24 protein-coding genes and 1 tRNA gene are annotated in these 23,716 nt (G+C 71.6%); 10 read left to right on the top strand and 15 right to left on the bottom strand.

What is annotated here, in order from left to right; genetic code table 11:
* Positions 1–24: 24 nt before the first annotated feature.
* From AC4D2C_RS06705 to AC4D2C_RS06740, 8 genes are all read right to left on the bottom strand, one after another.
* Positions 25–912: a shikimate dehydrogenase gene (locus tag AC4D2C_RS06705; protein WP_490913596.1), complete on the bottom strand. Its 888-nt coding sequence runs from the start codon at positions 910–912 to the stop codon at positions 25–27.
* 12 nt (positions 913–924) lie between these two features.
* Complete coding sequence (gene mltG, locus AC4D2C_RS06710) at positions 925–2,145, bottom strand: endolytic transglycosylase MltG (RefSeq protein WP_490913597.1); 1,221 nt, start codon at positions 2,143–2,145, stop codon at positions 925–927.
* Positions 2,142–2,762, bottom strand: coding sequence for a Holliday junction resolvase RuvX (gene ruvX, locus AC4D2C_RS06715; protein ID WP_490913599.1), 621 nt, complete (start codon positions 2,760–2,762; stop codon positions 2,142–2,144). The genes mltG and ruvX overlap by 4 nt, the downstream gene beginning before the upstream one ends.
* A 5-nt stretch (positions 2,763–2,767) precedes the next feature.
* Complete coding sequence (gene alaS, locus AC4D2C_RS06720) at positions 2,768–5,446, bottom strand: alanine--tRNA ligase (RefSeq protein ID WP_490913600.1); 2,679 nt, start codon at positions 5,444–5,446, stop codon at positions 2,768–2,770.
* A 132-nt stretch (positions 5,447–5,578) separates the two neighbouring features.
* Positions 5,579–5,863 (bottom strand): hypothetical protein, encoded by a 285-nt coding sequence (locus tag AC4D2C_RS06725; RefSeq protein ID WP_490907991.1) that lies wholly within the window; start codon positions 5,861–5,863, stop codon positions 5,579–5,581.
* A 23-nt stretch (positions 5,864–5,886) separates the two neighbouring features.
* The gene (locus AC4D2C_RS06730) at positions 5,887–6,261 is read right to left on the bottom strand and encodes a DUF948 domain-containing protein (RefSeq protein WP_490907990.1); all 375 of its coding nucleotides are present in this window, start codon (positions 6,259–6,261) and stop codon (positions 5,887–5,889) included.
* A 153-nt stretch (positions 6,262–6,414) separates the two neighbouring features.
* The gene (gene rpsD, locus AC4D2C_RS06735; protein ID WP_087075826.1) at positions 6,415–7,041 is read right to left on the bottom strand and encodes a 30S ribosomal protein S4; all 627 of its coding nucleotides are present in this window, start codon (positions 7,039–7,041) and stop codon (positions 6,415–6,417) included.
* Positions 7,042–7,369: 328 nt separating this feature from the next.
* Positions 7,370–8,866, bottom strand: coding sequence for a replication-associated recombination protein A (locus AC4D2C_RS06740; protein WP_490913602.1), 1,497 nt, complete (start codon positions 8,864–8,866; stop codon positions 7,370–7,372).
* 98 nt (positions 8,867–8,964) lie between these two features.
* Between AC4D2C_RS06740 and AC4D2C_RS06745 the strand changes: the two genes are divergently transcribed.
* A complete protein-coding gene (locus AC4D2C_RS06745) occupies positions 8,965–9,627 on the top strand; it encodes an acVLRF1 family peptidyl-tRNA hydrolase (protein ID WP_490913604.1) in 663 nt (220 codons plus the stop codon).
* Here the strand turns inward: AC4D2C_RS06745 and rpe are convergent.
* The 5 genes from rpe to AC4D2C_RS06770 all read right to left on the bottom strand — a co-directional run bounded on the left by rpe (position 9,624) and on the right by AC4D2C_RS06770 (position 14,571).
* Positions 9,624–10,289 carry a ribulose-phosphate 3-epimerase gene (gene rpe / locus AC4D2C_RS06750; RefSeq protein ID WP_490913606.1) on the bottom strand — a complete coding sequence of 222 codons (666 nt, stop codon included), beginning with the start codon at positions 10,287–10,289 and terminating at the stop codon, positions 9,624–9,626. The two genes, AC4D2C_RS06745 and rpe, sit on opposite strands and share 4 nt — an antisense overlap.
* Before the next feature lie 64 nt (positions 10,290–10,353).
* A complete protein-coding gene (locus AC4D2C_RS06755; protein WP_490913607.1) occupies positions 10,354–11,937 on the bottom strand; it encodes an RsmB/NOP family class I SAM-dependent RNA methyltransferase in 1,584 nt (527 codons plus the stop codon).
* Entirely contained in the window at positions 11,934–12,947 is a 1,014-nt protein-coding gene (locus tag AC4D2C_RS06760; RefSeq protein ID WP_490913608.1) for a methionyl-tRNA formyltransferase, read from the bottom strand. The genes AC4D2C_RS06755 and AC4D2C_RS06760 overlap by 4 nt, the downstream gene beginning before the upstream one ends.
* Entirely contained in the window at positions 12,944–13,549 is a 606-nt protein-coding gene (def, locus tag AC4D2C_RS06765) for a peptide deformylase (protein WP_490913610.1), read from the bottom strand. The genes AC4D2C_RS06760 and def overlap by 4 nt, the downstream gene beginning before the upstream one ends.
* A 146-nt stretch (positions 13,550–13,695) precedes the next feature.
* Entirely contained in the window at positions 13,696–14,571 is an 876-nt protein-coding gene (locus tag AC4D2C_RS06770; protein ID WP_490907983.1) for a cytochrome, read from the bottom strand.
* Positions 14,572–14,733: 162 nt separating this feature from the next.
* Between AC4D2C_RS06770 and AC4D2C_RS06775 the strand changes: the two genes are divergently transcribed.
* Together AC4D2C_RS06775 and AC4D2C_RS06780 are read left to right on the top strand one after the other, a co-directional pair.
* Positions 14,734–14,807: transfer RNA gene (locus tag AC4D2C_RS06775), tRNA-Gly, on the top strand.
* 147 nt (positions 14,808–14,954) lie between these two features.
* Positions 14,955–15,206: an antitoxin gene (locus tag AC4D2C_RS06780; RefSeq protein ID WP_490913612.1), complete on the top strand. Its 252-nt coding sequence runs from the start codon at positions 14,955–14,957 to the stop codon at positions 15,204–15,206.
* A gap of 98 nt (positions 15,207–15,304) precedes the next feature.
* On the opposite strand, the gene zapE is transcribed toward AC4D2C_RS06780, so the two are convergent.
* Positions 15,305–16,336 (bottom strand): cell division protein ZapE, encoded by a 1,032-nt coding sequence (zapE, locus tag AC4D2C_RS06785; RefSeq protein WP_490913614.1) that lies wholly within the window; start codon positions 16,334–16,336, stop codon positions 15,305–15,307.
* 270 nt (positions 16,337–16,606) lie between these two features.
* Here zapE and AC4D2C_RS06790 point away from each other — a divergent pair, with 270 nt between their 5' ends.
* Together AC4D2C_RS06790 and AC4D2C_RS06795 are read left to right on the top strand one after the other, a co-directional pair.
* On the top strand, positions 16,607–17,533 hold the full coding sequence (locus AC4D2C_RS06790) for a sulfurtransferase (protein WP_490913616.1): 927 nt from the start codon (positions 16,607–16,609) through the stop codon (positions 17,531–17,533).
* A complete protein-coding gene (locus AC4D2C_RS06795; protein WP_490907979.1) occupies positions 17,530–17,970 on the top strand; it encodes a SufE family protein in 441 nt (146 codons plus the stop codon). The genes AC4D2C_RS06790 and AC4D2C_RS06795 overlap by 4 nt, the downstream gene beginning before the upstream one ends.
* Here AC4D2C_RS06795 and AC4D2C_RS06800 read toward each other — a convergent pair.
* A complete protein-coding gene (locus tag AC4D2C_RS06800) occupies positions 17,954–19,225 on the bottom strand; it encodes an alpha/beta hydrolase family protein (RefSeq protein WP_490913618.1) in 1,272 nt (423 codons plus the stop codon). The two genes, AC4D2C_RS06795 and AC4D2C_RS06800, sit on opposite strands and share 17 nt — an antisense overlap.
* Before the next feature lie 109 nt (positions 19,226–19,334).
* Between AC4D2C_RS06800 and AC4D2C_RS06805 the strand changes: the two genes are divergently transcribed.
* The 5 genes from AC4D2C_RS06805 (at position 19,335) to AC4D2C_RS06825 (ending at position 23,667) form a co-directional block, all read left to right on the top strand.
* On the top strand, positions 19,335–19,820 hold the full coding sequence (locus AC4D2C_RS06805) for a hypothetical protein (RefSeq protein WP_490913620.1): 486 nt from the start codon (positions 19,335–19,337) through the stop codon (positions 19,818–19,820).
* 14 nt (positions 19,821–19,834) lie between these two features.
* Positions 19,835–20,260 carry a peptide-methionine (R)-S-oxide reductase MsrB gene (gene msrB, locus AC4D2C_RS06810; protein WP_490913622.1) on the top strand — a complete coding sequence of 142 codons (426 nt, stop codon included), beginning with the start codon at positions 19,835–19,837 and terminating at the stop codon, positions 20,258–20,260.
* A 212-nt stretch (positions 20,261–20,472) separates the two neighbouring features.
* Positions 20,473–21,837, top strand: a complete 1,365-nt coding sequence (locus tag AC4D2C_RS06815; protein WP_490913624.1) for a DUF6421 family protein — start codon at positions 20,473–20,475, stop codon at positions 21,835–21,837.
* Positions 21,834–22,568: an SDR family NAD(P)-dependent oxidoreductase gene (locus AC4D2C_RS06820; RefSeq protein ID WP_490913626.1), complete on the top strand. Its 735-nt coding sequence runs from the start codon at positions 21,834–21,836 to the stop codon at positions 22,566–22,568. The genes AC4D2C_RS06815 and AC4D2C_RS06820 overlap by 4 nt, the downstream gene beginning before the upstream one ends.
* Before the next feature lie 19 nt (positions 22,569–22,587).
* Positions 22,588–23,667 carry a threonine aldolase family protein gene (locus AC4D2C_RS06825; protein ID WP_490914027.1) on the top strand — a complete coding sequence of 360 codons (1,080 nt, stop codon included), beginning with the start codon at positions 22,588–22,590 and terminating at the stop codon, positions 23,665–23,667.
* Positions 23,668–23,716: the final 49 nt, after the last annotated feature.

The following is a 23,716-nucleotide window of genomic DNA, read 5'->3' on the forward strand; positions in this document are numbered from 1 at the left end:
TACTGCCATGCGCCGGCACGGGGATCAGCGCCGCGCTACCCCTACCGCGTCACACATCACATCGAGGACGGCGGCGCGGCCGTGTGCGGTGTCGGGGAAGGCGTCGGGGAAGAACAGTCGCACCTGCTCCACGGCCTGGTGGAGCAGCATGTCGAGGCCCGGGACGATCCGCCCGCCGGCCCGCTGCCACGCCGACGCGAGGGCGCTGGGCCACGGGTCGTAGGCGACGTCGAGCAGGACCCCCCGGGTGCGGAATCGCGGGTCCGCCAGGAGCGTGGCGGCCAGGGGGTCGGCGGCCCGCGGGGGGAGCGTGGAGACGACGACGCCGGCCTCCGCCACCGCGTCGGCGGCACCCGACCAGGGCAGCAGCACGACGTCGACGTCGAGCGCACCCCCGAGGCGCAGGAGGTCGGCCGCAGCCTCGGGCCGCCGGACCGCCACACGGACCGTGGAGGCGCCGAGCCGGGTGAGACCGGCGACGGCGGCCGCCGCCGTGCCGCCGCCGCCGAGGATCACGGGAGCATCCGGATCCTGCACGCCGGCGGCGGCCAGCGCGTTCGCCACACCGACGACGTCGGTGTTGTGCCCGGTGAGGCGGGTGCCGGGGCCGACGGCGGGGCCGACGACCACGGTGTTGACGACGCCGAGGACGGCGGCCGGTTCCGTCACGACGTCCACGAGCCGCGCCACGCCGCTCTTGAGGGGCATGGTGACGGACAGGCCGCGCCAGCCGGGCGTGGTCCTCACACCGGCGACGAACGCGTCGAGGCTCGCCTCAGGGACGTCGACCGCCGTGTACGAGCACGCGATGCCGAGTGCCCGGTAAGCGGCCGCGTGCAGCAGCGGGGACTTCGAGTGCCCGATGGGCGACCCGATCACGGCGGCCCGGGAGGGCGCCGCCGGAGCCGTCACCTAGCCGCCCACCTACTCGCACCGTCCGGGGTGGTCGGTGCACCACGCGAGGTACTCGTCGACGTACTTCAGGTGCTCCGCGTACGTCTCGGAGAACTTCGTCTCGCCGGTGTCGAGGTCCACCGTCACCCAGAAGTAGAAGGGCACGTCCGCCGCGTTGACCGTCGCGTCGATGGCCTCGTCGCCGGGCGAACCGATGGGACCCTTCGGCAGGCCGGGGTTCGCGTAGGTGTTGTACGGGTTGGAGGTGTCCCGCTTCTCCTCGTCCGTGAGCTGGTAGCTGCGCTTGTCGAGACCGTAGGTCACGGAGGCGTCGGACTGGATGAAGCCGCTGGTCTCGGTGTTGCCCGGGGTGAGCCGGTTGTTGATCGCCCCCGCCACCGTGGCGTAGTCCCCCTGCTGGGCCTCGGCCTGCACGATGCTTGCGATGGTGAGGATCCTGTACTGCTCGGACGGGTCGGTCACGCCGTCCTCGGCGAGGCGGTCGGTGGTCGCCGTGACCATCTCGGTGATGATGTCCGTGGCGGTCGCCTCGACGTCGAACCGGTACTCCCCCGGGTGCAGGTAGCCCTCGAGCGAGAGTGCCTGCGGCGGGAGGCCGAACTGCGTGGGGTCGGCGGCGAGGGCGTCGAACTCGGTGCGCGGGATGCCGGTGGAGGTGCTGAGGATGTCGAAGACCTCGCCCTGGCGCAGGTCACGCGCGACGGCGGCGTAGGACACCATCGTGGGGTCCTCGCCGAGGAGCGCCTCGGCCGCGGCGGCCGCGGGCATCTGGAGGCGCATCTCGTACTCGCCCGGCTGGACCTCGCGGCCGTCGGCGATCACCGCGAGGGCCTCCACGAAGGTGGCGGAGTCGGCGACGATGTCGGCGCTCTCGAGCCCGTTACCGATGGCCAGGGCACCGGCGCCCTCGGTGACGGAGAAGACGGTCTCCTCGCCTCCGGGACCGGCGTAGTCGGTGACGTCGTTCAGGCCGAGCATGTCGCGCAGCATGAGTGCCACACCGTAGACGGTGCCGGCGAAGAGCATCAGGACCACGAGCATCACGACGGTGCGCCTCAGGCGCCTGCGCCGCTTGGTGTTCGACGGCTGGGGGCGGCGGCTGCGGCGGGGCGTGTCCTGGTCCGCGAAGAACTGCTCGACGGGGTCGGGGTGCGCGTAGCCGTCGTCGTAGGCGGGGTTCTGCCCGTCGGATCCGTGGGCGGCAGGGGAATGGCGGGTGCGGTTGTTCACGACTCCGGATCCCTCCTGCTGGGTGAACTGTCCTTGATAACCGGCTCCTCTGTAGGGGTCAGCAATGGGCTCTGGGCGCCCTCTGCGTCGCGCACAGGAACCGGATCCCCCACGTCCCGTCCGCGTGAACGTTGCGTGTCGATGGCATGCTGGAGAATTTCGACGGCTGCCACCTGATCTACAACCTTACGATGCTCACGGCTGCTCAGACCAGCCGCGTGCAGCGAGCGGTGGGCCGACACGGTGCTCAGCCGCTCGTCCACCAAGCGTACCGGTACCGGCTGGGCCTGTCGCTGGAGCTCCTCGACGACCAGCGCCGCGTACGTCCTCGCCATCTCGGCCGAGGCGCCCTCCCGCCCGCTGAGGTTCTTCGGCAGCCCGATGATGATCTGCACCACTCCGCGCTCGAGGGCCTCGTTCACGAGGATCCTCACGTCGCTGTTCCGGCGCGCGTCACGCTTGAGGGTGCGGATGGGGGTGGCGAGCAACCCGTCCCGGTCGCAGCCGGCGAGGCCCACGCGGACCTGCCCGACGTCGACGCCGAGTTTCGGCCCGTGGGGGTAGGGGGCGGACCCGCTCGTGTCGGGGTCCGCTCCCCCGCCGCCGCCGGCCGTCACGGCGGTCAGCGTTCCGCCACGGCAGTGCGGATGGCGGTGAGCGCATCGGGGATGCGTGAGGCGTCCGACCCGCCGCCCTGCGCGACGTCGTCCTTGCCTCCACCACCGCCGCCGAGGATCTTCGCCGCGGTGCGGACCAGCGCCCCGGCCTTCACGCCGGCGGCGCGGGCGGCCTCGTTGGTCGCGACGAGGACGAGCGGGCGGTCCTGTGAGACTGCCGTCGCCGCGACGACGGCGGCCTCCGACCCGAGACGGCCGCGCAGATCGAGGACCAGCGTGCGCAGGTCGTCGGCGCCGCTGACCTCTCCGGCGTCGTGCGCGACGAGTCGCACGCCGTCGACGTCCACCGCCGTGTCGACGAGCGACCCGGCGGCCACGGCGAGCTGCTCCCTGCGGAGCCGCTCGAGGTCCCGCTCGGCGGTCTTGAGCTTGGCCAGGGTCGCGGAGATCCGTTCGGGCAGCTGCGCGGACGGCACCTTCAGCATGTCGGAGAGCTCCGAGACCAGTGCGCGTTCGGCGGCGAGGTGCCGGAACGCGTCCAGACCCACGAGGGCCTCGACGCGCCGGTTGCCCGAGCCGACCGACTGCTCACCGAGCAGAGTGAGGCTGCCGATGAGCGACGTGGACGCCACGTGCGTGCCTCCGCAGAGCTCCCGCGAGAAGTCCGCGTTCATCTCGACCACGCGGACCGTGTCGCCGTACGCCTCGCCGAAGAGGGCGGTCGCTCCGAGTGCCTTCGCGTCGGCGAGGGACATGATCTTCGTCTCGACCTCGTAGTTGTTGCGGATCGCGATGTTGGAGACCTCCTCGATCTCCGAACGCGCCGCGGCGCTGATGCCTTCGCCCCAGGAGAAGTCGAAGCGGAGGTACCCGGCCTTGTTGAAGGACCCGCGCTGCAGGGCCTCGGGGCCGAGGATCTCGTGGAGGGCAGCGTGGACGATGTGCGTACCCGAGTGGGCCTGCTCCCCCGCGTGGCGGCGCTGGCGGTCGACGGCGGCGGTCACCGTGGCGCCCTGCACCACCTCGCCCTCGCGGACGACGGCGCGGTGCACGCTGAGTCCCTTGATGGGCCGCTGCACGTCGAGGACCTCGACGACGAAACCGTCGCCGGTGATGAGCCCGACGTCGGCGGCCTGGCCGCCCGCCTCCGCGTAGAAGGGGGTCTGGTCGAGGACCAGCTCGATCTCGTCGCCGTGGAGCGCGCTGGGGATCGACTGCCCCTTGGTCAGCAGGCCGAGGATGGTCGCCTCGGAGGTGAGCTCGTCGTAGCCCGTGAACACGGTCTGGCCGCGGCCGAGCAGCTCGGTGAAGACCGAGAGGTCGGCGTGGCCGGCCTTCTTCCCGCGGGCGTCGGCCTGGGCGCGCTGACGCTGCTCGAGCATCAGGGAGCGGAAGCCGTCGGCGTCGACGGCGAGGCCCGCCTCCTCCGCCATCTCGAGGGTCAGGTCGATCGGGAAACCGTAGGTGTCGTGAAGGGTGAACGCGTCCTGACCGGAGAGCGGCCGCTCCTCGGCGAGGGACTCGCGGACGGCTTCCTCGAGCCGCGCGGTGCCCGAGGCGATGGTGCGCAGGAACGCCTTCTCCTCGGCGTAGGCGATGCGGCTGATGCGCTCGAAGTCCTGCTCGACCTCGGGGTAGACGCCCTTCATCGCGTCGCGTGACGCGGGGAGGAGTTCCGGCAGGCAGGCCTTCTCGACGCCGAGCAGGCGCATGGCGCGGACGGCCCGGCGGATGAGGCGCCGCAGCACGTAGCCGCGGCCCTCGTTGGACGGGGTCACGCCGTCGGCGATGAGCATCAGGGAGGAGCGGATGTGGTCGGCGACCACGCGCATGCGGACGTCGTCCGTGTGGTGCGGGTCGTCGGGCGACTCGGCGCTGGTGTAGGTCTTCCCGCTGAGCGCCGCGGCCCGGTCGAGGACGGGACGCACCTGGTCCGTCTCGTACATGTTCTCGACGCCCTGCAGGATCATGGCGAGGCGCTCGAGCCCGAGCCCTGTGTCGATGTTCTTCTTCGGCAGCTCGCCGAGGATCTCGAAGTCGTCCTTGCCGGTGCCCTCGCCGCGCTGGTACTGCATGAAGACGAGGTTCCAGATCTCGACGTACCGGGTGTCGTCCGCCTCGGGGCCGCCGTCGACACCGTAGGAGGGCCCGCGGTCGTAGAAGATCTCCGAGCAGGGACCGGCCGGGCCGGGCTGGCCCGTGGACCAGTAGTTGTCCTTCTTGCCCATCCTCTGGATGCGTTCGGCGGGTACCCCGATGCTGTCACGCCAGATCTGCAGGGCTTCCTCGTCCTCGTGGTAGACCGTGATCCACAGGCGCTCGGCGGGCAGGCCGAAGCCGCCGTCGGCCACGTCGCTGGTGAGGAGGTTCCAGGCCATGCGGATGGCCTCGGCCTTGAAGTAGTCGCCGAAGGAGAAGTTGCCGCACATCTGGAAGAACGTCCCGTGGCGGGCGGTCTTGCCGACCTCCTCGATGTCACCCGTGCGGATGCACTTCTGGACGCTCGTGGCGCGGGCGTAGGGGGCGACCTCGCGCGCGGTCAGGTACGGGATGAAGGGCACCATCCCGGCGACGGTGAACAGCAGCGACGGGTCGGAGGAGATGAGCGACGCAGAGGGCACGACGGTGTGCCCGTTCTTCTCGAAGTAGCCCAGCCAGCGGCTGGCGATCTCGTGGGACTTCATGGGGGATCCTTCAGGGTCGGGGCACGATGCTGCGTGGGCACGGACGGACGCCGGGCCGCTCGAGGGCGGGTCCCGGGCGCCATGCGCGCGGATGGCACCGGCGAGGTGCGGCGGCGGTCCGGCCGCCCGCGGCTAGCGGAGGGAGCGGCGGGAGGCGGGGACGTCGTCGGCGCCGGGCGCAGCCGAGGCCGCAGGCGCAGCAGGGGCCTCGACGCCGAGTGCGGCGCGGAGATCGTTCTCGCGCTCGGTCATGGCGGACCGGAGGGCGTCGGCGAAGTCGGCGATGCTGTCGCTGATCTGGCCGACGGCCCGGTTCAGGCCCTCGGGACCGAGGGTGGACTTCGCCTGCGACACCTTGCGCACGGCGACGACGCCGATGGTGATGCCGGCGGCAAGCCAGAAGGCTCTTCTGATCATCGTTCTCTCCGGTTCGTTGGGGGCTAGCGGCTGCGGCGGCGGCGCGCGGGGGACGTGCGGCCGGCGAGGGCCGACCGGACGCCGTAGGAGAACGCGGACACCTTGATGAGCGGTGATCCGATCGTGGCGGCGACCAGCGACGAGAGGGCGGAGATGTTGGCCGAGGCGTCCGACACGTTCGAGGTGATGCCGTCCACCGCCTTCAGCTGCTGGTGCGTGGTGTTCACGGTGCTCGTGACCTCCCCGATCAGCGGGGTGGTCTCGTCGGTGACGGTGCGGATGGCCTTGCGCAGTTCGTCGAACACGCGGCCGAGCTTCCAGATGGGCACGGCCAGCAGCAGGACCAGGACGGCGAACACGCCAGCAGCTATCAGGCCGGCTATATCTCCACCTGACATGGGCGGTCTCCTTTACGCGGGGGCCGCCTCCGAGGGCGGGCACGGGAATTCTTGCTCTTAGTACCTTACAGAACGAAGAGCCCGTGGCGGGTGCCACGGGCTCTTCGTTCACGCGTCTCACTGTCCGGCGGACTGGTCCGCCGGGTGGGGGGACTAGCGTGCGTAGTACTCGACGACGAGCTGCTCTTCGCAGGTCACGGGGACCTCGGAGCGCTTCGGGCGACGCACGAGGCGTGCCTGGAGCTTGTCGAGCTGGACGTCCAGGTAGCCGGGGACGGCGGGAAGGACGTCGCGGTGCGCACCGGCGGCCGCAACCTGGAGCGGGACCATGGTCTCGCTGCGGCTGTGGACGTGGATGAGCTGGCCTTCGGAGACGCGGAACGACGGGCGGTCCACGCGGGCGCCGTCGACCATGATGTGACGGTGCACGATGAGCTGGCGGGCCTGGGCGCTCGTGCGGGCGAACCCGGCACGCAGCACGAGGGCGTCGAGACGCATCTCGAGCAGTTCGATCAGGTTCTCACCGGTGAGGCCTGCGGTGCGGCGGGCTTCCTCGAAGATCCGGGCCATCTGCGCTTCGCGGATGTTGTACTGGGCGCGCAGACGCTGCTTTTCGCGCAGACGTACGGCGTAGTCGCTGTCCTGCTTGCGACGTGCGCGGCCGTGCTGGCCCGGCGCGTACGGCCGACGCTCGAGGTACTTCTCCGCCTTCGGGGTGAGGGCGATGCCGAGGGCCCGCGAGATGCGGACCTTGCGGCGGGCACGTGTGTTGTTAGCCACGTTTACCTTTCGATGATTTTTGCGGCGAAGAAGCGGACTTGCGCCACGGGGGCGTCCGCACTTCCTGGTGTCGCTGGCCTCCACTTGCGGAGAGCCGGGATTGGCCGCTTCCCGGTACTACAGTCCGCCGCGACCCTGGCCACCACCTTCGCCACGCGGCAGGAGACCTGCTGCGGAGCATGGGAGGACGGCTGGTACACGACGACTTGCCAGTCAGCGACCAATATTAGCAGTGCGCGGGCCGGCCGGCCGAATCGGCCGCACCGGTCAGGCCGCGGCCCGCCTCCCTGCCGCCTTCCTGTCGCCCCCTACCTCCCGCTAGCTCCCCCTACCTCCCGCGGATGATCCTGCGCAGCCGCGAGAGGCGCGCGGAGATGTCCCTCTCCGTGCCGCGGTCCGTGGGCTCGTAGTAGTCCCGTCCCACCAGGTCGTCGGGGGCGTACTGCTGCAGGGCGATCCCGTGCGGCTCGTCGTGCGAGTACACGTACCCCTTGCCGTGTCCGAGCTGCGACGCCCCGGGGTAGTGCGCGTCCCGCAGGTGGGCGGGGATGCCCTGGCCGCGACCCGCCCGCACATCCGCGATGGCGGCGTTGATGCCGTTGTAGGCGGCGTTGGACTTCGGCGCGGTGGCGATGTGCACCACGGCCTCGGCGAGGATGATGCGGGCCTCGGGCATGCCGACCAGCTGGACGGCCTGGGCGGCGGCCACGGCGGTCTGCAGCGCCGTCGGATCCGCCATCCCCACGTCCTCCGCCGCGGAGATCATGAGCCGTCGAGCGATGAAGCGGGGGTCCTCTCCGGCCTCGAGCATCCGTGCGACGTAGTGGAGGGCCGCGTCCACGTCCGATCCCCGGAGCGACTTGATGAATGCGCTCGCGACGTCGTAGTGCTGGTCCCCGGCGCGGTCGTAGCGCAGGGCGGCGACGTCCACGGCCTTCTCCGCGTGGTCGAGTGTCACCAGCACGGGCAGCAGTTCAGCCCGGCCGTCCCCGTCCTCCGCGTCCTCCGCGCCTTCCGCGTCGTCCGTTCCCGCGGCGGTCGTGAGTCGGTCCTGCGCGGGACCGCCCGCGTGCGCGTCGTGTGTCTCGCGCTCGGACCGGGCGACGCCGGCGGCGGCCTCCAGGGCCGTCAGCCCGCGCCGTGCATCACCCGCGGCCAGGCGCACGAGGTGCTCGAGCGCGTCCGGCGACACCTCCACGGTGCCGGCGAGGCCGCGATCGTCGTGGACGGCGCGTTCGAGGAGGCCGCGGATGTCCGCCTCGTCCAGCGGCCGAAGGGTCTGCAGCAGCGAGCGCGAGAGCAGCGGCGACACCACGGAGAAGGAGGGGTTCTCGGTGGTGGCCGCGATCAGGACCACCCACCCGTTCTCCACGCCGGGCAGCAGGGCGTCCTGCTGTGCCTTGTTGAAACGGTGGATCTCGTCGAGGAACAGGACCGTGGTCTGCCGGTACAGGTCGCGGGAGGTCAGGGCCTCGTCCATGACCCGCCGTACGTCCTTGACGCCTGCGGTGATGGCGGACAGTTCGACGAACGTCCGCCCCTGGCCGCGTGCGATCACGTGGGCCAGCGTCGTCTTGCCGGTTCCCGGCGGGCCCCACAGGATCACCGACGACGGCGCCGCGTGCGCGCCGGGGTCGTGCTCGCCGGCGAGGGTGCGCAGGGGCGACCCGCGGCCCAGCAGGTGCTGCTGACCGACCACCTCGTCCAGCGAGCGCGGGCGCATGCGGACCGCCAGGGGGCTGCGCGGCCGCCCGGCGCCGGCGACGCGGCTACCGGCGGAGGGCGCGTCGTCGTCGTCCGCCGCCGCGCTGAATAGATCATTCACAGCGTCAACGTTACTGTGGGCCACTGACGCAGCGGGCCGCGCGGGTGCCGGCCGCAGCACCCATCGACGACCGGGCCCGGGCCCTGCGAAGGAGCACCGTGTCCACGACCAGGTCCGTGCTCGTCGAGGCACGGCGGCTCGACGGCTGGCTCACGCGGTTCGAGCAGCGCAACGGCCCCGCCATGGTGCGGCCCGCCGAGGCTGGGCCGGGCTCCCTCGAGGTCCTCGCCGAGAACGGATGCCGGGCGGTCCTGACGCCGCCCCTCCCCCCGTCCGCAGCCGGTCCCGCCACCGGACGCGACGGGCTCGTCGCGGCCCTGCTGTCGGGGATCGATCCGGCCGCGCCGGTGGGGATGCTGCTCATCCGGCGGGGCGGCTACTCCGTGGGGGTGGCCCGGGAGGGCTCGGTGGTGGCCTCGAAGACGGGCACGCGCTACGTGCAGGGCCGCACCGCCGCCGGCGGCTGGTCGCAGCAGCGCTTCGCGCGGCGTCGCGCCAATCAGGCCGACGCCCTCGTGGAGGAGACCGCGGTCCGCGCCGCGGCGATCTTCTCCGCGCATCCGCCGTCCTGCCTGCAGCTCGGCGGGGACAGGACCCTGGCCGTCGCGGCGCTCGGCGAACCGGTCCTCGCGTCCGTCGCGGGTCTGCCGCGGGTCCCCTTCCTCACGGTGCCCGATCCACGCTTCGCGGTCCTCGAGAAGGCGGCCGGATCGGCGCTGTCCGTCCGGATCACCGTCACCGATCCGCCCGCCGTCCCCTAGGACCGCTTGCGTGTCGCGGCCAGGCGCAGGGCGGTGATGGCGGCACCGGCGTCGTCCGCTCCGTAGACAGAGGAGCCGGCCACGAAGACGGTTGCTCCCGCGTCCGCCGCACGGAGGATGGTCTCCTCCGTGATCCCGCCGTCCACCTGGATGACCAGCGGGAGGTCGGCGCCACGGACGGCCTCGGCCGCCCGGCGGATCTTCGGCAGCGTGAGGTCCAGGAAGGACTGGCCGCCGAAGCCCGGCTCGACCGTCATCACGAGCAGCATGTCCAGCTCACCGAGCAGATCGAGGTAGGGCTCCACCGGTGTGGCCGGCCGGAGGGCCATCCCTGCCCGGGCCCCGGCGCCGCGCAGCTCCCGGGCCAGCTTCACGGGCGCGGCGGCGGCCTCCGCATGGAAGGTGACGGACGCGGCCCCGGCCTCGGCGTACTGCGGCGCCCAGCGGTCCGCGTCCTCGATCATGAGGTGCACGTCGAGCGGCAGCGGGCTGACCTCCTGGATGCGCCGGACCACGGGCAGGCCGAGCGTCAGGTTCGGCACGAAATGGTTGTCCATCACGTCGACGTGCACCGCGTCGGCGGTTCCGATGCGCTGCAGCTCCGCCTCGAGATTGACGAAGTCCGCGGAGAGGATGCTCGGGTTGATACGGAGGTGGGTCACAGCCGTTCCTTTCGTTGCGGGCACAGGGGCGTCCGGATCACGCGGGGGGCGCTCCCGGATCCGCTCATCCTTCGGGGGTCCTGCGGATGAGCGCCAGGTACATCGCGTCCGTGCCGTGCACGTGCGGCCAGAGCTGGGCGCTCGAGCCGTGGCCGGCGTCGAGCCCTCCCCCGATGCTCACGGCGTCGAGCGCGGCGCCCGCGTCGACCCGCTCGAAGCCGGTGCGCCTGCGGAGGCAGTCGTCGACGACGGCGTCGGTCTCGGCGTGGTGCGGTGAGCACGTGACGTACGCCACCACGCCGCCCGGGGCGACGGCGTCGAGGGCCGACGCGAGGAGCTCCCGCTGGAGCGGCGCGAGGGACACCAGGTCGGCGGGCTTGCGGCGCCACCGGGATTCGGGCCGGCGGCGCAGCGCGCCGAGCCCGGTGCAGGGCGCGTCGACGAGAACGCGGTCGTAGTGCTCCGGCTGGTCCCGGCCGATCTCCCGGCCGTCGCCGACGCGCACGGTCCAGGAGTCCTCGGGCAGGGGCCGCAGCGCCTGCCGGACCAGTTGGGCCCTGTGCGGCACCGGCTCGTTGGCCGTCAGGTGCACGCCGGCGTCCTGGCCGAGGGCTGCCAGCAGCGCCGTCTTCCCGCCGGGGCCGGCGCACAGGTCGAGCCACTGCTCGGCGTCGTTCGTCCGCCGGTCGACCGGCACGGCGGCGAGGGCGCGCGCCACGAGCTGCGAGCCCGAGTCCTGGACGCGGATCGTGCCCGTCGAGACGCCCGGCAGCCGGCTGACGTCGCCGCCGGAGTAGTAGGCGGAGCCGGGGGCGAGGAGGCCCGGTTCGGCTCCTTCGCCCAGGGTGTCGTCGAGCGTGGCGAGCCCGGGCAGGGCCACGAGGTGCACCACGGGCGCTGCGTTGTCCGCGGCGAGCAGCGCGTCGATCTCCGCGGCGTCGCGGCCATGGGCGACGAGCGCCTGGCGCAGGGCGCGGACGATCCACTCGGGGTGGCTGTGTGTCAGGGCGGCGATGGCGGTGGCGTCCGTCAGACCGTCGACGAGTTCACCGATCCAGGCCTCGAGGTCGCGTGCGCTCACCTTGCGGAGCACCGCGTTCACGAGCGACGACGGGCCGGCCCCGATCACGGCACGCACGAGTCCCACGGTCTGGTCGAGCGCCGCGTGCGCGGGGACGCGCATCGCGAGGAGCTGGTGCACCCCGATCCGCAGGGCGTCGAGCACCGCGGGGTCCAACTGGTCGAGCGGTCGGTCCACGCAGCGGGCCAGGACGGCGTCATACGTCCCCTGGCCGCGCAGTGCCCCATAGGTCAGTTCCGTGGCGAAGCCGGCGTCGCGCCGGTCCAGGCGGTGCTTACGGATACTCGCCGGCAGCACCAGGTTGGCGTACGCGTCCTCGGCGGCCACGGCACGCAGGACCTCGAAGGCGACGAGGCGGGCGGGGTCCGCACGGCGCGTCCGCTGGGACGGCGCAGCCTGCGAGAACTGGCGCTCCCCGCCCCGGTTGCGTTCACGCCCCTGGTCGTTGCGGCGCCGGTTGCCACCGCCCTGGCCGCTGCTGCTGCCGGGCCCGCGGGACCGGCCCTGTCCGCCGCCGCCACCGGATCCGCGGTTGGACCCTCCGTTCGATTCCCCGTTCGCCGTCACTCGAACACCAGCTCCCCGCGCGCTGCCGCGCCTCGTGCCCAGTCCAGGGCGTTCATCATCTTCTTGCCGGCGGGCTGCAGTTCACCGAGGGCCACGGCGCCCGAGCCCGTCTCGACGAGGACCTGCCGCGCGGCGACCCTCAGCGCTCCCGGCGCGAGCGGCGCCCCGGATCCCCCCTCGACCGGTGCGTGCGCGCCGTCCCGACCGCTCCCGCCGCCGGCACTGTGCGCGCCCTCCGCGGCGTCCGCACCGTCCGCGGCGGGGGTGACGGGGGTGACGGGGCCGAGCTTGACGCGCTGCCCGTCGAGGGTGGTCCACGCCCCGGGTTCCGGGGTGACGGCGTTGATGCGCCGGCGGACGGCGACGGCCGGCTGGGACCAGTCGATCCGGGCGTCGTCGATGGTGAGTTTCGGGGCGAAGCTCTGATCCCCCGTCTGCGGCGTCGCGGTGACGCGTCCTGCCGCGAGGCCCGAGAGCGTCTGCACGAGGAGGACCGCGCCACTGTGCGCGAGGCGCCCGAGGACCTCCCCGCTCGTCGCGGACGGTTCGAGGGTCTCGGTCATCACCCCGAAGACGGGCCCGGTATCGAGCCCCTCCTCGAGGAGGAACGTCGTCGCCCCGGTGACGTCGTCCCCGGCGAGCACCGCGTGCTGCACGGGCGCGGCGCCCCGCCATGCGGGCAGCACGGAGAAGTGCAGATTGATCCAGCCGTGTTCGGGGACGGACAGCCCGGCCGGCGGGACGATGCCCCCGTAGGCCACGATGGCCGCTGCCTCGAGCTCGAGGGTGCCGAGGTGGTCGATCAGCTCCGGGGTGAAGCGGTTCGCCTTCACCACCGGCAACCCGAGCTCGTCCGCGGCCGCGGCGACCGGGCTCGGCGTCAGCACCTTCCGGCGCCCCACGGGTGCGTCGACGCGCGTGAGGACGGCCACGACATCGAAGCCGGCCTCCACGAGGGCCCTCAGTGACGGCACGGCGACCTCGGGCGTGCCCGCGAAGAGGATCCTCATCGGGTGGCCCGGCCGAATGCGCCGGTGCCGCCGCTGCCGGGCTCCGCGCCGGGGGTGAAGCTCGACCCGAGGCTCCGGGCACGCTCTGCCGCCGTGCGGGACGTGACGCGGTTGTAGTCCGCACTCCGGATGGCCCGCAGGGCGTTCCTGCGGTCCTCCCCCTGGAGACGGTCGATGTACAGGGTGCCGCGCAGGTGGTCCGTCTCGTGCTGCAGGGCACGCGCGAGCATGCCCGTGCCTTCGACCACGACGTCCTGGCCGGAGACGTCCCGGCCGGTGACGCGGGCCCATTCCGTCCTGTCCACGTAGCTGCCGAGACCGGGGACGGACAGGCACCCCTCGACGTCGGACTCGCCCTGGGACGCGCCGTCGGTCTCGAGCACCGGGTTTACCACATGACCCTGCGCGCCGTCCACGCGGTAGGTGAACACCTGCAGCCCGATCCCCACCTGGGGTGCGGCGAGCCCCGCGCCCTGCACATCGATCATGGTCTCGGTCATGTCCTCGACCAGCCGGGCGAGCTCCGGTCCGAAGTCGGTCACCGCGGCGGCCGGTGTGCGGAGGATCGGATCGCCGATCATGCGGATACTCAGGACGGCCATCGGTGCTCGTTCCTCGCTTCGGTCAAGGACTGCGCCGGGATGCGCAGGACGGGATGCGGTCCGCGGCGCTGGGCCGCGAGGTTCCCGTCAATCCTAGTGCCGACGCGCAGCGCACGACGGACGGGGTGTGCGCGACCCGGACCGGCTCAGGCCGGCAGGGCGGATCCGGTCGGCACCGACGGGGCGGGCGGCGGGCCGATGGGCAGCAGCGCCCGGCCGGCCTCCTCGGCGTCGAGTCCCGCCTCCCAGGCGCGGCGCAGGGCGCAGAAGCGCAGCCAGTGCTTCCTCAGCACCTCCGGATTGGCCCGCATGGCGCGGACCTCGGTCTGCCCGACGGCGACGCCGAGCAGCAGGGGCTGCTCGCCGTGCGGCCACGGGCGCCACTCGCCCTTCTGCGGGTCCACGAGGCATTCCTCGGCCTTCATCCCGGCCACGAGCTGCATGACCACCTTGTCGTCGAGGGCCTTCACGAAGCCGTCCCGGTCGGTGTTCTTGGTCTTGTAGTCGATGAGGCAGGTGCGCCCGCCGATGGTCGCGACGAGGTCGAGCGTGCCCGCGTAGCCGAGCTCGGTGTTCCAGACCGTCAGCTCGGGTTCCACCGGCCGGACGTCGTAGAGGCTCCACCACTCGTCGAACCGCTGGGCGAATCCGGACTCGCCGTTCTCCTCGAGGGCGAGGCGGGCGGCGTCGAGCTCCTCGGGACGGCCGAGCGCGCGCAGCGCGACCTGCTCGCAGTAGTGGTGCACCCGGGTGCCGCGGAGGGCCGCCTCGTCGCGGTAGCGCTCGGCCGCGGAGGCCGCGTCCCTGACCGCGGATCGCAGCTCGGACGGGTTGCCGAGTGCCACGGGCAGCCGAGGGTCCCGCGAGAGCGCACTGGCCGCCATGTGGCCGAACCAGCCACCGAGCGAGGTGGGCAGCTGCGAGATCACGGTCGTGATCGACGGGACGGAGGGCTGGTCCGAGGTGGAGCGGGCGTACATCCTGCCGTGGGGCGTTGCGTGTGCGAGGAGCGGGGCGGTCATGGCTCCAGTCTCTCAGGTGCCTCTGACAGCCCTGCACCGGGGCGGCGACGGGCCGATTGGACGAACCCCCAAACGTCCTATAGAGTTTTCTCTCGTTGGAAAACGAAGAAACACCGCGAAATGCAAGCCATTGAGCGGAGTTCTCGGCTCTGTTCTCCTTCTGCGGACGTAGCTCAGCTGGCTAGAGCACCACCTTGCCAAGGTGGATGTCGCGGGTTCGAATCCCGTCGTCCGCTCGCAGACCGGTCCCGATGAGGACCGGTCTTTTTCTTTGCCCGGTGCGCGGGCCGGCCGGCACTTCTCCCAGGACATCCCCATCCTGCTCGCCTATGATGGATGGAGCGGAAACGGTCCTGCGTTTCCACGACCGAAAGGAGGTGTCCGTGGGTTTATTGGACGGGCTCAAGGGCAAGGCCGGCACCCTCGCGGGTAAGGCGACCGAACTCATTGGCGATAATTCCGACAAGGTGAAGAACGGCATCGGGAAGGCCGGCGCTTTCGTCGACGGCAAGACCCATGGCAAGTACTCGCACCACATCGACGGAGTGCAGACGAAGGCTTCGGCGATGGTCGACCAGATCGACAAGAAGGACGGCAAGGGCGACGTCGGCCCTACCCCTCCGCCGGCCGTGTGATCCCAGCCTGGCAATAAGGAGCGCCGGTCCCGCCGAGAGGCGGCACCGGCGCTTCCTGCTTTCCCGCCCCCACGGGGTTCCGGGGAGGCCGGATGCGGCTAGCTCGCGACGTCGCTCCCCTGCCGGGCGAGCGCGGTGAGGCGGGACACCGCCCTGTAGTACTTCTTCATGTAGCCGCCGCCCATCATCTCCTCGGTGAAGAGGTTGTCGAAGGTGGTGCCGCTCGCCATGATCGGCACGTCCCGGTCGTACAGGCGGTCGGCGAGGACCACGAACCGCAGCGCCACGGACTGCTCCGTGATGGTCTGCACGTTGTGCCAGGCCACCGCGTCGACGCCGTCGAGGAGCTGCCGGTAACGGCTCGGGTGCACGTCGGCGAGGTGCCGGATGAGGTCCGAGAAGTCGTCCTCCGCGAGGACGCCCGACGAGAAGGCGGCGATACGGTCCCGCAGGGCGGCATCGTCGATCGCGTCCGGCGCCTGCGGCAGTCCCCGGTGCCGGTAGTCCTCCCCGTCGATGCGCGCCACCTCGAACTGGTCCGCGAGGACCTGGATCTCGCGTTGGAAGTCCTCTGCCGCGAACCGCCCGTCCCCGAGGGAGCCCGGGAGCGTGTTGGACGTCGCGGCGAGCTTGACGCCCGCGTCGGCGAGCTCGCGCATGAGCCGGGACATCAGCACGGTGTCGCCGGGGTCGTCGAGCTCGAACTCGTCGATGCAGACGAGGCTGTAGCCGCTGAGCGCGTCGACCGTCTTGCGGAAGCTCAGCGCCCCCACCAGGTTCGTGTACTCGACGAACGTGCCGAACGCCTTCCTGCCCGTGGACGCATGCCACAGGGAGGCCAGGAGGTGGGTCTTGCCGACGCCGAAGCCGCCGTCGAGGTAGATGCCGGCGCGGGTCGCGGGCTTCTTCCCGCCGAACAGCCTGCGGAGGCCCGAGGGCTCCGGCTCGTTGACAGCGCCGGCGAAGTCGCGGAGCTTGGCGACGGCCGCCGACTGGGAGGGCTGCTGCGGATCGGGGCGGTAGGAGTCGAAGGACACCTCGCCGAAGCGGGGCGATGGGTAGAACCCGTCCAGCAGATCATCGACGGAGACCTTCGGCGACCGCTCTGTCAGGTGTTCGATGGCTGGCACGGATCTGGACCGCTTTCTCTTGTCCGGCGAGGTCGGCGGGAACGGCCCTGCACGCCGCCGTTCCGCTAGGCAAGACTACGGCAACCACACGAGCCTGCCCGCGCGGGGACGCGGACCGACAGTCCTTGACCGGGGCGCGCCTCGGGGTCGTCCCGGGCACGGGCAGCACGCGGATGCACCGGAAGCTTTCGCCGCACCGCGTGGTTAGGCTAGGTGGAAAGACACGTTCCGGGCCCGCTGCGCGCGCCCACAGCTATACGAAAGGCCGCAATGACCCTGACTGCAGACCCCCAGGACAAGTTCGCCGAGTACGCCCACCCCGAGCGGCTCGTCTCCACCGGGTGGCTGGAGGAGAACCTCGGCGCGGACGGTCTCGTGGTCGTCGAGTCCGACGAGGACGTCCTGCTGTACGAGACCGGGCACGTGCCCGGCGCCGTGAAGATCGACTGGCACACCGAATTGAACGACGAGGTGACCCGCGACTACATCGACGGCGAGGGCTTCGCCCGGCTCATGGCCTCCAAGGGCATCTCCCGCGACTCGACCGTGGTGATCTACGGCGACAAGAGCAACTGGTGGGCGGCCTACGCCCTGTGGGTGTTCGCCCTGTTCGGCCACGAGGACGTCCGCCTGCTCGACGGCGGCCGCGACAAGTGGGTCGCCGAGGGCAGGGACCTGACCACGGACAAGCCGGAGATCACGGCCACGCAGTACCCCGTCGTCGAGCGCGACGACGCCCCCGTGCGCGCCTACCTCGCCGACGTCATGGCGCACCTCGGCAACCCGCTGATCGACGTCCGGTCGGGCGACGAGTACACGGGCGCCCGCACCACCATGCCCGCGTACCCCGAGGAGGGCGCCCTGCGCGGAGGGCACATCCCCACAGCCCGCTCGGTCCCCTGGGCCCGGGCCGCCGCCGAGGACGGGACGTTCCGCACGCGCGCCGAACTGGACGCCATCTACCGGGACGAGGCCGGGCTGCAGGACGGCGACGACGTCGTCGCGTACTGCCGCATCGGCGAGCGGTCGAGCCACACGTGGTTCGTGCTCACCCACCTGCTCGGCTTCGAGAAGGTGCGCAACTACGACGGCTCCTGGACGGAGTGGGGCAACGCGGTGCGCGTCCCCATCGTCCGCGGCACCGAACCCGGCGACGCCCCCGCGCAGCCGGCCCTTCCCGCCCAGGCGACCCGATGACCGCCGGGGCCGTCCCCGCGAAGCTCGCGGAGATCATCGACGACTTCCAGGACCTGTCCGAGCCGGACCGCCTGCAGCTCCTGCTCGACTTCTCCCGTGAGCTGCCGCCGCTGCCCGAGCGCTACGGGGAGCACCCCGAGCTCCTGGAGCAGGTCGTCGAGTGCCAGACCCCGCTGTTCCTCACGATGGAGATCGGCGCGGAACCCGAGCGGCCGGTGCACCTGTTCTTCTCGGCGCCGCCCGAGGCACCGACGACCCGCGGGTTCGCGGGTGTGCTGCTGGAGGGCCTCGACGGGCTGCCGGCCGCGGAGGTACTCGCCGTACCGGACGACGTGCCCGACCGCCTCGGCCTCACCCGGGCCATCACGCCCCTGCGCATGCGCGGCATGGCCGCGATGCTGGGACGCATCAAGCGGAAGATCAGGGAAGCGCAGTAGCCGTCCCGCCGTCGGGCGCCTTCCCCCCGGGCAGGGTCCGGCCGTACAGGAGGCCGTCGAGCCAGCGTTCCACGACGGACTCCCACCGCTGCGGGTCCATGTTCCACTCCTTCGTGTGGCGTGCACGGTGGAACCGCTCGAGCGTCACGAAGGCCGGGTTCCTGGCTGCCAGCTCGGCCGAGGGTCCGATGGGGACGAACTCGTCGTCCTCGCTGTGCAGCACCAGGGTGGGCAGGGTCAGCTGCTCGGCGCGGGCGATCCAGTCCATGCTCTTGAGGTCGAGCGGCGCGGCCAGCCCCGTGATCCGGCGCGCGCGCTGGCTGGCCAGGAGATACTGGCCCAGCCGCCCCACGGGCGCCGGGATGCGGTTGAGTTCGGCGTGGTGCGCGAGCACCTCGATCCAGTTGATGACCGGGCCGTCGAGCACCAGCGCGGTGATCCGGCTGCGGTGCCGCGAGAGGTCCGCCGTCTGCAGGGCGATGGCTCCGCCCATCGACCAGCCGAACAGGACGACGTCGCGGGCACCGTGGGACACCGCGTAGTCGATCGCCGCGTCGACGTCGTGCCACTCGGTCATGCCGAGGCCGTACCGGCCGTCGGGCGCCGAGGGGGCCTCGCCGTCGTTCCGGTAGGACAGGACGAGGCTCGTCATCCCGAGGCGGCGTGCCGGCGGGAGGGCACGCAGGGCCTCGTTGCGCGTCGCCCCGCGGCCGTGCACCATGATGGCCCACGTGCGGGCCGGCGCTTCCGCCCGGACGAGCCAGGCCGGCGCCGAGCCGCCCTCCACCGGGATGAGGACCTCCTCGTCGGCGAAGCCGAGGGCCGACGGCGAGGGATAGGTGGCGCCGCCCCACCAGCCGCGGGTCGCCGATGCCAGATCGCCCGCGTAGACCTTCTCCACCTCGCGCTCGACGGTACCCTCGCGCGGCACGTAGGAGCGGATGGCCCCGAGGCGGGCGTGACCCTCGCCGCGGTCGAAGTGGAGGCTGTAGGTGCCCTCGACGGTGGTGTCGTCGTTCGCGGGGAGGATCACGGTCTGGTTCCCGGCGGGTCCCACGACGGCGAGGATGTCGAGGTTCTCCTCGCGGCCGCGCGCCGGCGTCACGATCTGCCGGGCGAAGTACACCGCGAGACCGGAGACCGCGCCCGCCGCCGAGGAGGCGAGCGCCGCTCCCGCCCCCACTCCGAGCGCCGTCCATTTGAGCCAGGGCGCAGGGACCCGCTGCACCGCGGGCGTCGACCTTCCAGTTGCCATGCCTCCCTTTCTACCCTGCTTGCACCCCGCCCCGCCAAGCTTCGACGATTCGCCACACCGGGCACACCGGGCACAGCTGTCTCCCGGTGCGCCGCAGTACAGTGGCGCCATGACCGAAACGATCCTCGTGCTGACCGAGGAAGCCCTGACCCAGCCCGATCTCGCCAATCTCCGGTCCCTGCAGGGCGAGGAGTCGGCCGATGTCGTGGTCCTGATCCCCGAGGACCGCGACGAGTCGGTCCTCGGCGAGTTCTTCCGCCACCTGAGCCTGCTCGAGGTGGGCGAGGCCTTCCGGTCGTTCTCCGCGGACGACCGGGAGCACGACGAGGCGGCGGCCCGCACGGCCCTCGAGGAGTCGCTGCGGCTGCTCGCGGACGAAGGGTTCACGGCACGCGGCCGGACGACGACGGGGAACCCGGTGGACGCCCTCGTGCAGGAGGCCGCCGACACCGGGGCGGCGCAGGCAGTGGTCATCACGCGCCCCCATGCGGTGGCGGACACCTTCCACCGGGACTGGGCCAACCGGGCGCAGGACAAGCTCGGGATCGCCGTGCTGCACCTGTACTCGGGCTCGGGATTTATTGGCGACTCCTAGGCGTTGCACGCACTATGACTACCGAACACGACGCCTACCGGCCCGAGATCCAGAAGTCCGATGACGAGTGGCGGCAGGAGCTCTCCCCGCAGGAGTTCCAGGTGCTGCGGAAGGCCGGCACGGAGCGCCCCTACACCGGGGAGTACTACGACGTGAAGACCGCCGGCACCTACGCGTGCCGTGCGTGCGGCGCCGAGCTCTTCACGAGCAACGAGAAGTTCGATTCCCACTGCGGGTGGCCGTCCTTCTGGGCGCCGCTGGCCGAGGACAAGGTCCGCTACCTGCACGACCGGTCCCTCGGCATGGAGCGCATCGAGGTGCGCTGCGCCCGCTGCGACTCGCACCTCGGCCACCTCTTCAAGGGCGAGGGCTTCGACACCCCCACGGATCAGCGTTTCTGCATCAACTCCATCTCGATGACGCTGGTGCCCGCCGAGTAGTGCAGCGGGACCCGCACACGGGGAAGGCCAGTCCTCGGACTGGCCTTTTTCGTGTGCCCGGTGTGAAGCCGCGCTGGACCTTGCACTCGGTGCCGTACCGGTCGAGCGTAAGCATTGCTTGAGCTAATGCTGCTGGCGTGTAAGTATCCCTGTTCTGCTTGCTACTGTCACGACAACACCAGCGATGCATCCCACCGACGAAAGCAGGAGTCGTGACCGTCACTCCCCTCGCCCCCGTAGACAACCGGCCGCAGGAGCACGCGGCGTGGCACGCACTCAAGGCCGCGGCGCACCGGCTGCGCGTCCTGCAGGTCAAGGACGGCTCGATCCCCGACCCCGAGCACCACGTGGACGCCGCGGCCCACACGGAGGCCATCACCGCCGCCGTGCAGGAGCTCATGCCATTGTTCCCCCATGACGCCGAGTACCTGGGCCGCACCATCACGGCCCTGGAGGCGTGGCAGGCGGGCGGCTTCGCGGTGCCCGACTTCCTCGAACCGCTACTGGCCTTTCAGCCGCAACTCGATCGGATCGACGGCCTCCAGCACCTCGTGGTCTTCCCGATGTACACGCAGAACGGCAGCACCAGCCGCCTCGTCGAAGCCGTGCTCATCGAGGTCCTCTGGCCGGAGTTCATCGGTGAGCTCGAGGCCGGGGCGTACTCCAATGCGCTCTTCGTACCCATCCGCTTCCTCGATTTCACCGAGGGCTACAACACCAATTCCGCCGTGCTCTTCCCCGAGACGGTCGCGGTCAGCTCCACGCCCACATTCACGTGGGGTGCCATCTTCGCGGACCGGGAGGCCGCGCGCTTCCGCCGCGTGGTCCGCGCCGCCGCGGACATCACGCGCCTCGATTTGCCCCAGGACGCACTGGAGCTCCTCGACGACCAGCAGCTCGCCGAGGAGACGTTCGTGATGTGGGACCTCATCCACGACCGCACCCACATGCGCGGCGACCTGCCCTTCGATCCGTTCATGATCAAGCAGCGCATGCCGTTCTTCCTGTACTCGCTCGAGGAACTGCGCTGCGACCTCACGGCGTTCCGCGAGTCCGTCAGGATCGAGCAGGACGACGACGCGTCGGCCGAGGCGCGCCGGCATGCCCGGCTCGTGCAGTACGCCGTCATCTTCGACCGCATCTTCCGCTTCAGCATCACCGGCAGCCGCGTGCGGAACTACGACGGCCTCGGCGGCCAGCTGCTCTTCGCGTGGATGCACCAGCACCGCGTGCTGCACTGGACCGACACCAAGCTCACCATCGACTGGGACGAGGCGGCAGGCGTCGTCGTCGCCCTCGGCGAGCAGATCGAGCAGCTGTACTGGCGGTCCATCGACCGCCCGAAGATCGCACACTGGCTCGCCGCCTACGACCTCGTCTCCGCCACCGTCACCCCGCACCCGGCCTCCGTGTGGGCCAAGGGCCCGGACGCACTGGAGCTCATGGGCCCCCCGCGGGCCCTCACCGACGCCGTCCTCGACGACGAGTTCCCCCTCTCGATGTTCTTCGAGGCGCTGGAGAAGAAGATGAAGCCCGTCATCGAGTCGACCGCGGGCATCACCGCGCACACGGCGTGAGCTACGTACCGGGTGCCCCTGACACCCGCACGGCCGTCGTCGCCGGCGCCACGGGTGCGTCCGGCATCGCCCTGGTCCGGCGCCTGGTCTCGGACGGCTTGACCGTGGTGGCCGTGGGGTCCGACGCCGTGCGCCTCGAGGCGGCGCTCGCCGGGATCGACGGCGTCGACCGGCAGGTGTGCGACCTGACGGACGAGACCGCGGTCGGCCGGCTCGCCGAGCGCGTGCTCGCGGACCACGGCGGCGCCGACGCCCTGTTCCACCTCGTGGGAGGCTGGCGGGGCGGACGGGGCATCACCACCCAGACGACGGCGGACCTCGAGGCCCTCCACCGTTCCGTCTTCGTCACGCTGTTCAACACCAGCCGGGCGTTCTACGACCAGCTGGCCGAGCACTCCGGGCGGCTCGCCGCCGTCACGGCCACGGCCGTGACGGCACCCACCGCCGCGAACGCCTCCTACGCCGCGGTCAAGGCGTCCGTCGACGCCTGGCTCCAGGCGGTGGCGCAGGGCTTCGCCAAGGACGGGACGGGGGCGGCCGCGACCGCCGTCGTCGTCAAGGCGCTGGTGGACGACGCGATGCGGCAGCAGCAGCCCGAGCGGACGTTCCCGGGCTTCACGCACGTGGACGATCTCGCGCGGATCCTCGCGTCGCTGCCCGCCTCACCGGCCGCCGAGGTCAACGGCGCCCGCCTCGACGCCGTCGGGGCCCGGCCGCCCGCTCGGGGATAATGGGACGGTGACCGACACCATGACCTCCGCCATCGCTCCCACAGCACCCGCGCCCCTGCACGACCGCACCTCGCGCAGCTTCGCGTCCGACAACTACTCGGGCGTGCACCCCGAGGTCCTCACGGCCCTGGCCGCCGCCAACGAGGGGCACCAGGTCGCCTACGGGGAGGACCAGTACACGGCCCGGCTGCAGGAGGTCATGGAGCACCACTTCGGCGAGGGCATCTCCATCTACCCGGTGTTCAACGGTACGGGCGCGAACGTGCTCTCGCTGCAGTCCATCCTGCCGCGCTGGGGCGCCGTGATCTGCCCGCAGACCGCGCACATCAACGTGGACGAGAACGCAGCCCCCGAGCGCGTGGGCGGCATCAAGCTGCTCACCGTCCCCACGCCGGACGGCAAGCTGACCCCCGAGCTCATCGACCGGGAGGCCTGGGGCTGGGGCGACCAGCACCGCGCCCAGCCGCTCGCCGTCTCCATCACCCAGACGACGGAGCTCGGCACGCTCTACTCCGTCGCCGAGATCAAGGCGATCGCCGACCACTGCCACGCCCGCGGCATGAGGGTGCACATGGACGGCGCCCGCCTCGCGAATGCCGCCGCGGCCCTCGGCCAGCCGCTGCGCGCCTTCACGCGCGACGCCGGCGTGGACATCCTCTCGTTCGGCGGCACCAAGAACGGCCTCATGTTCGGCGAGTGCGTCGTGGTCCTGAACCAGGAGGCGTCCACCGGGATGGACTACCTGCGGAAACTCAACATGCAGCTCGCGTCCAAGATGCGCTTCGTCTCCGCACAGCTCGTCGCCCTGCTCGAGGGCGATCTCTGGCTCCGCTCGGCGTCGCACGCCAACGCCATGGCGGCGCGCCTCACCGAAGGCGTCCGCGGCATCCAGGGCGTGATCCTCACGCAGGAGACCACCGCCAACGCCGTCTTCGCGATCCTGCCCCCCGGGGCGGCGGACCGTGTCCGCGAGAGCTTCCGCTTCTACGACTGGGACCAGGCGACCGGCGAGGTCCGGTGGATGTGCTCGTTCGACACCACCGAGGAGGACGTCGACGCCTTCATCGAGGCGATCCGCCGGGAGGCAGCAGCCGTCTGACGACCGACCCCCACCAGGTCCGTCCATCGGTCCGTCGGCGCCCGCCCAC

The organism is Arthrobacter sp. TJ-240 (assembly GCF_058269195.1).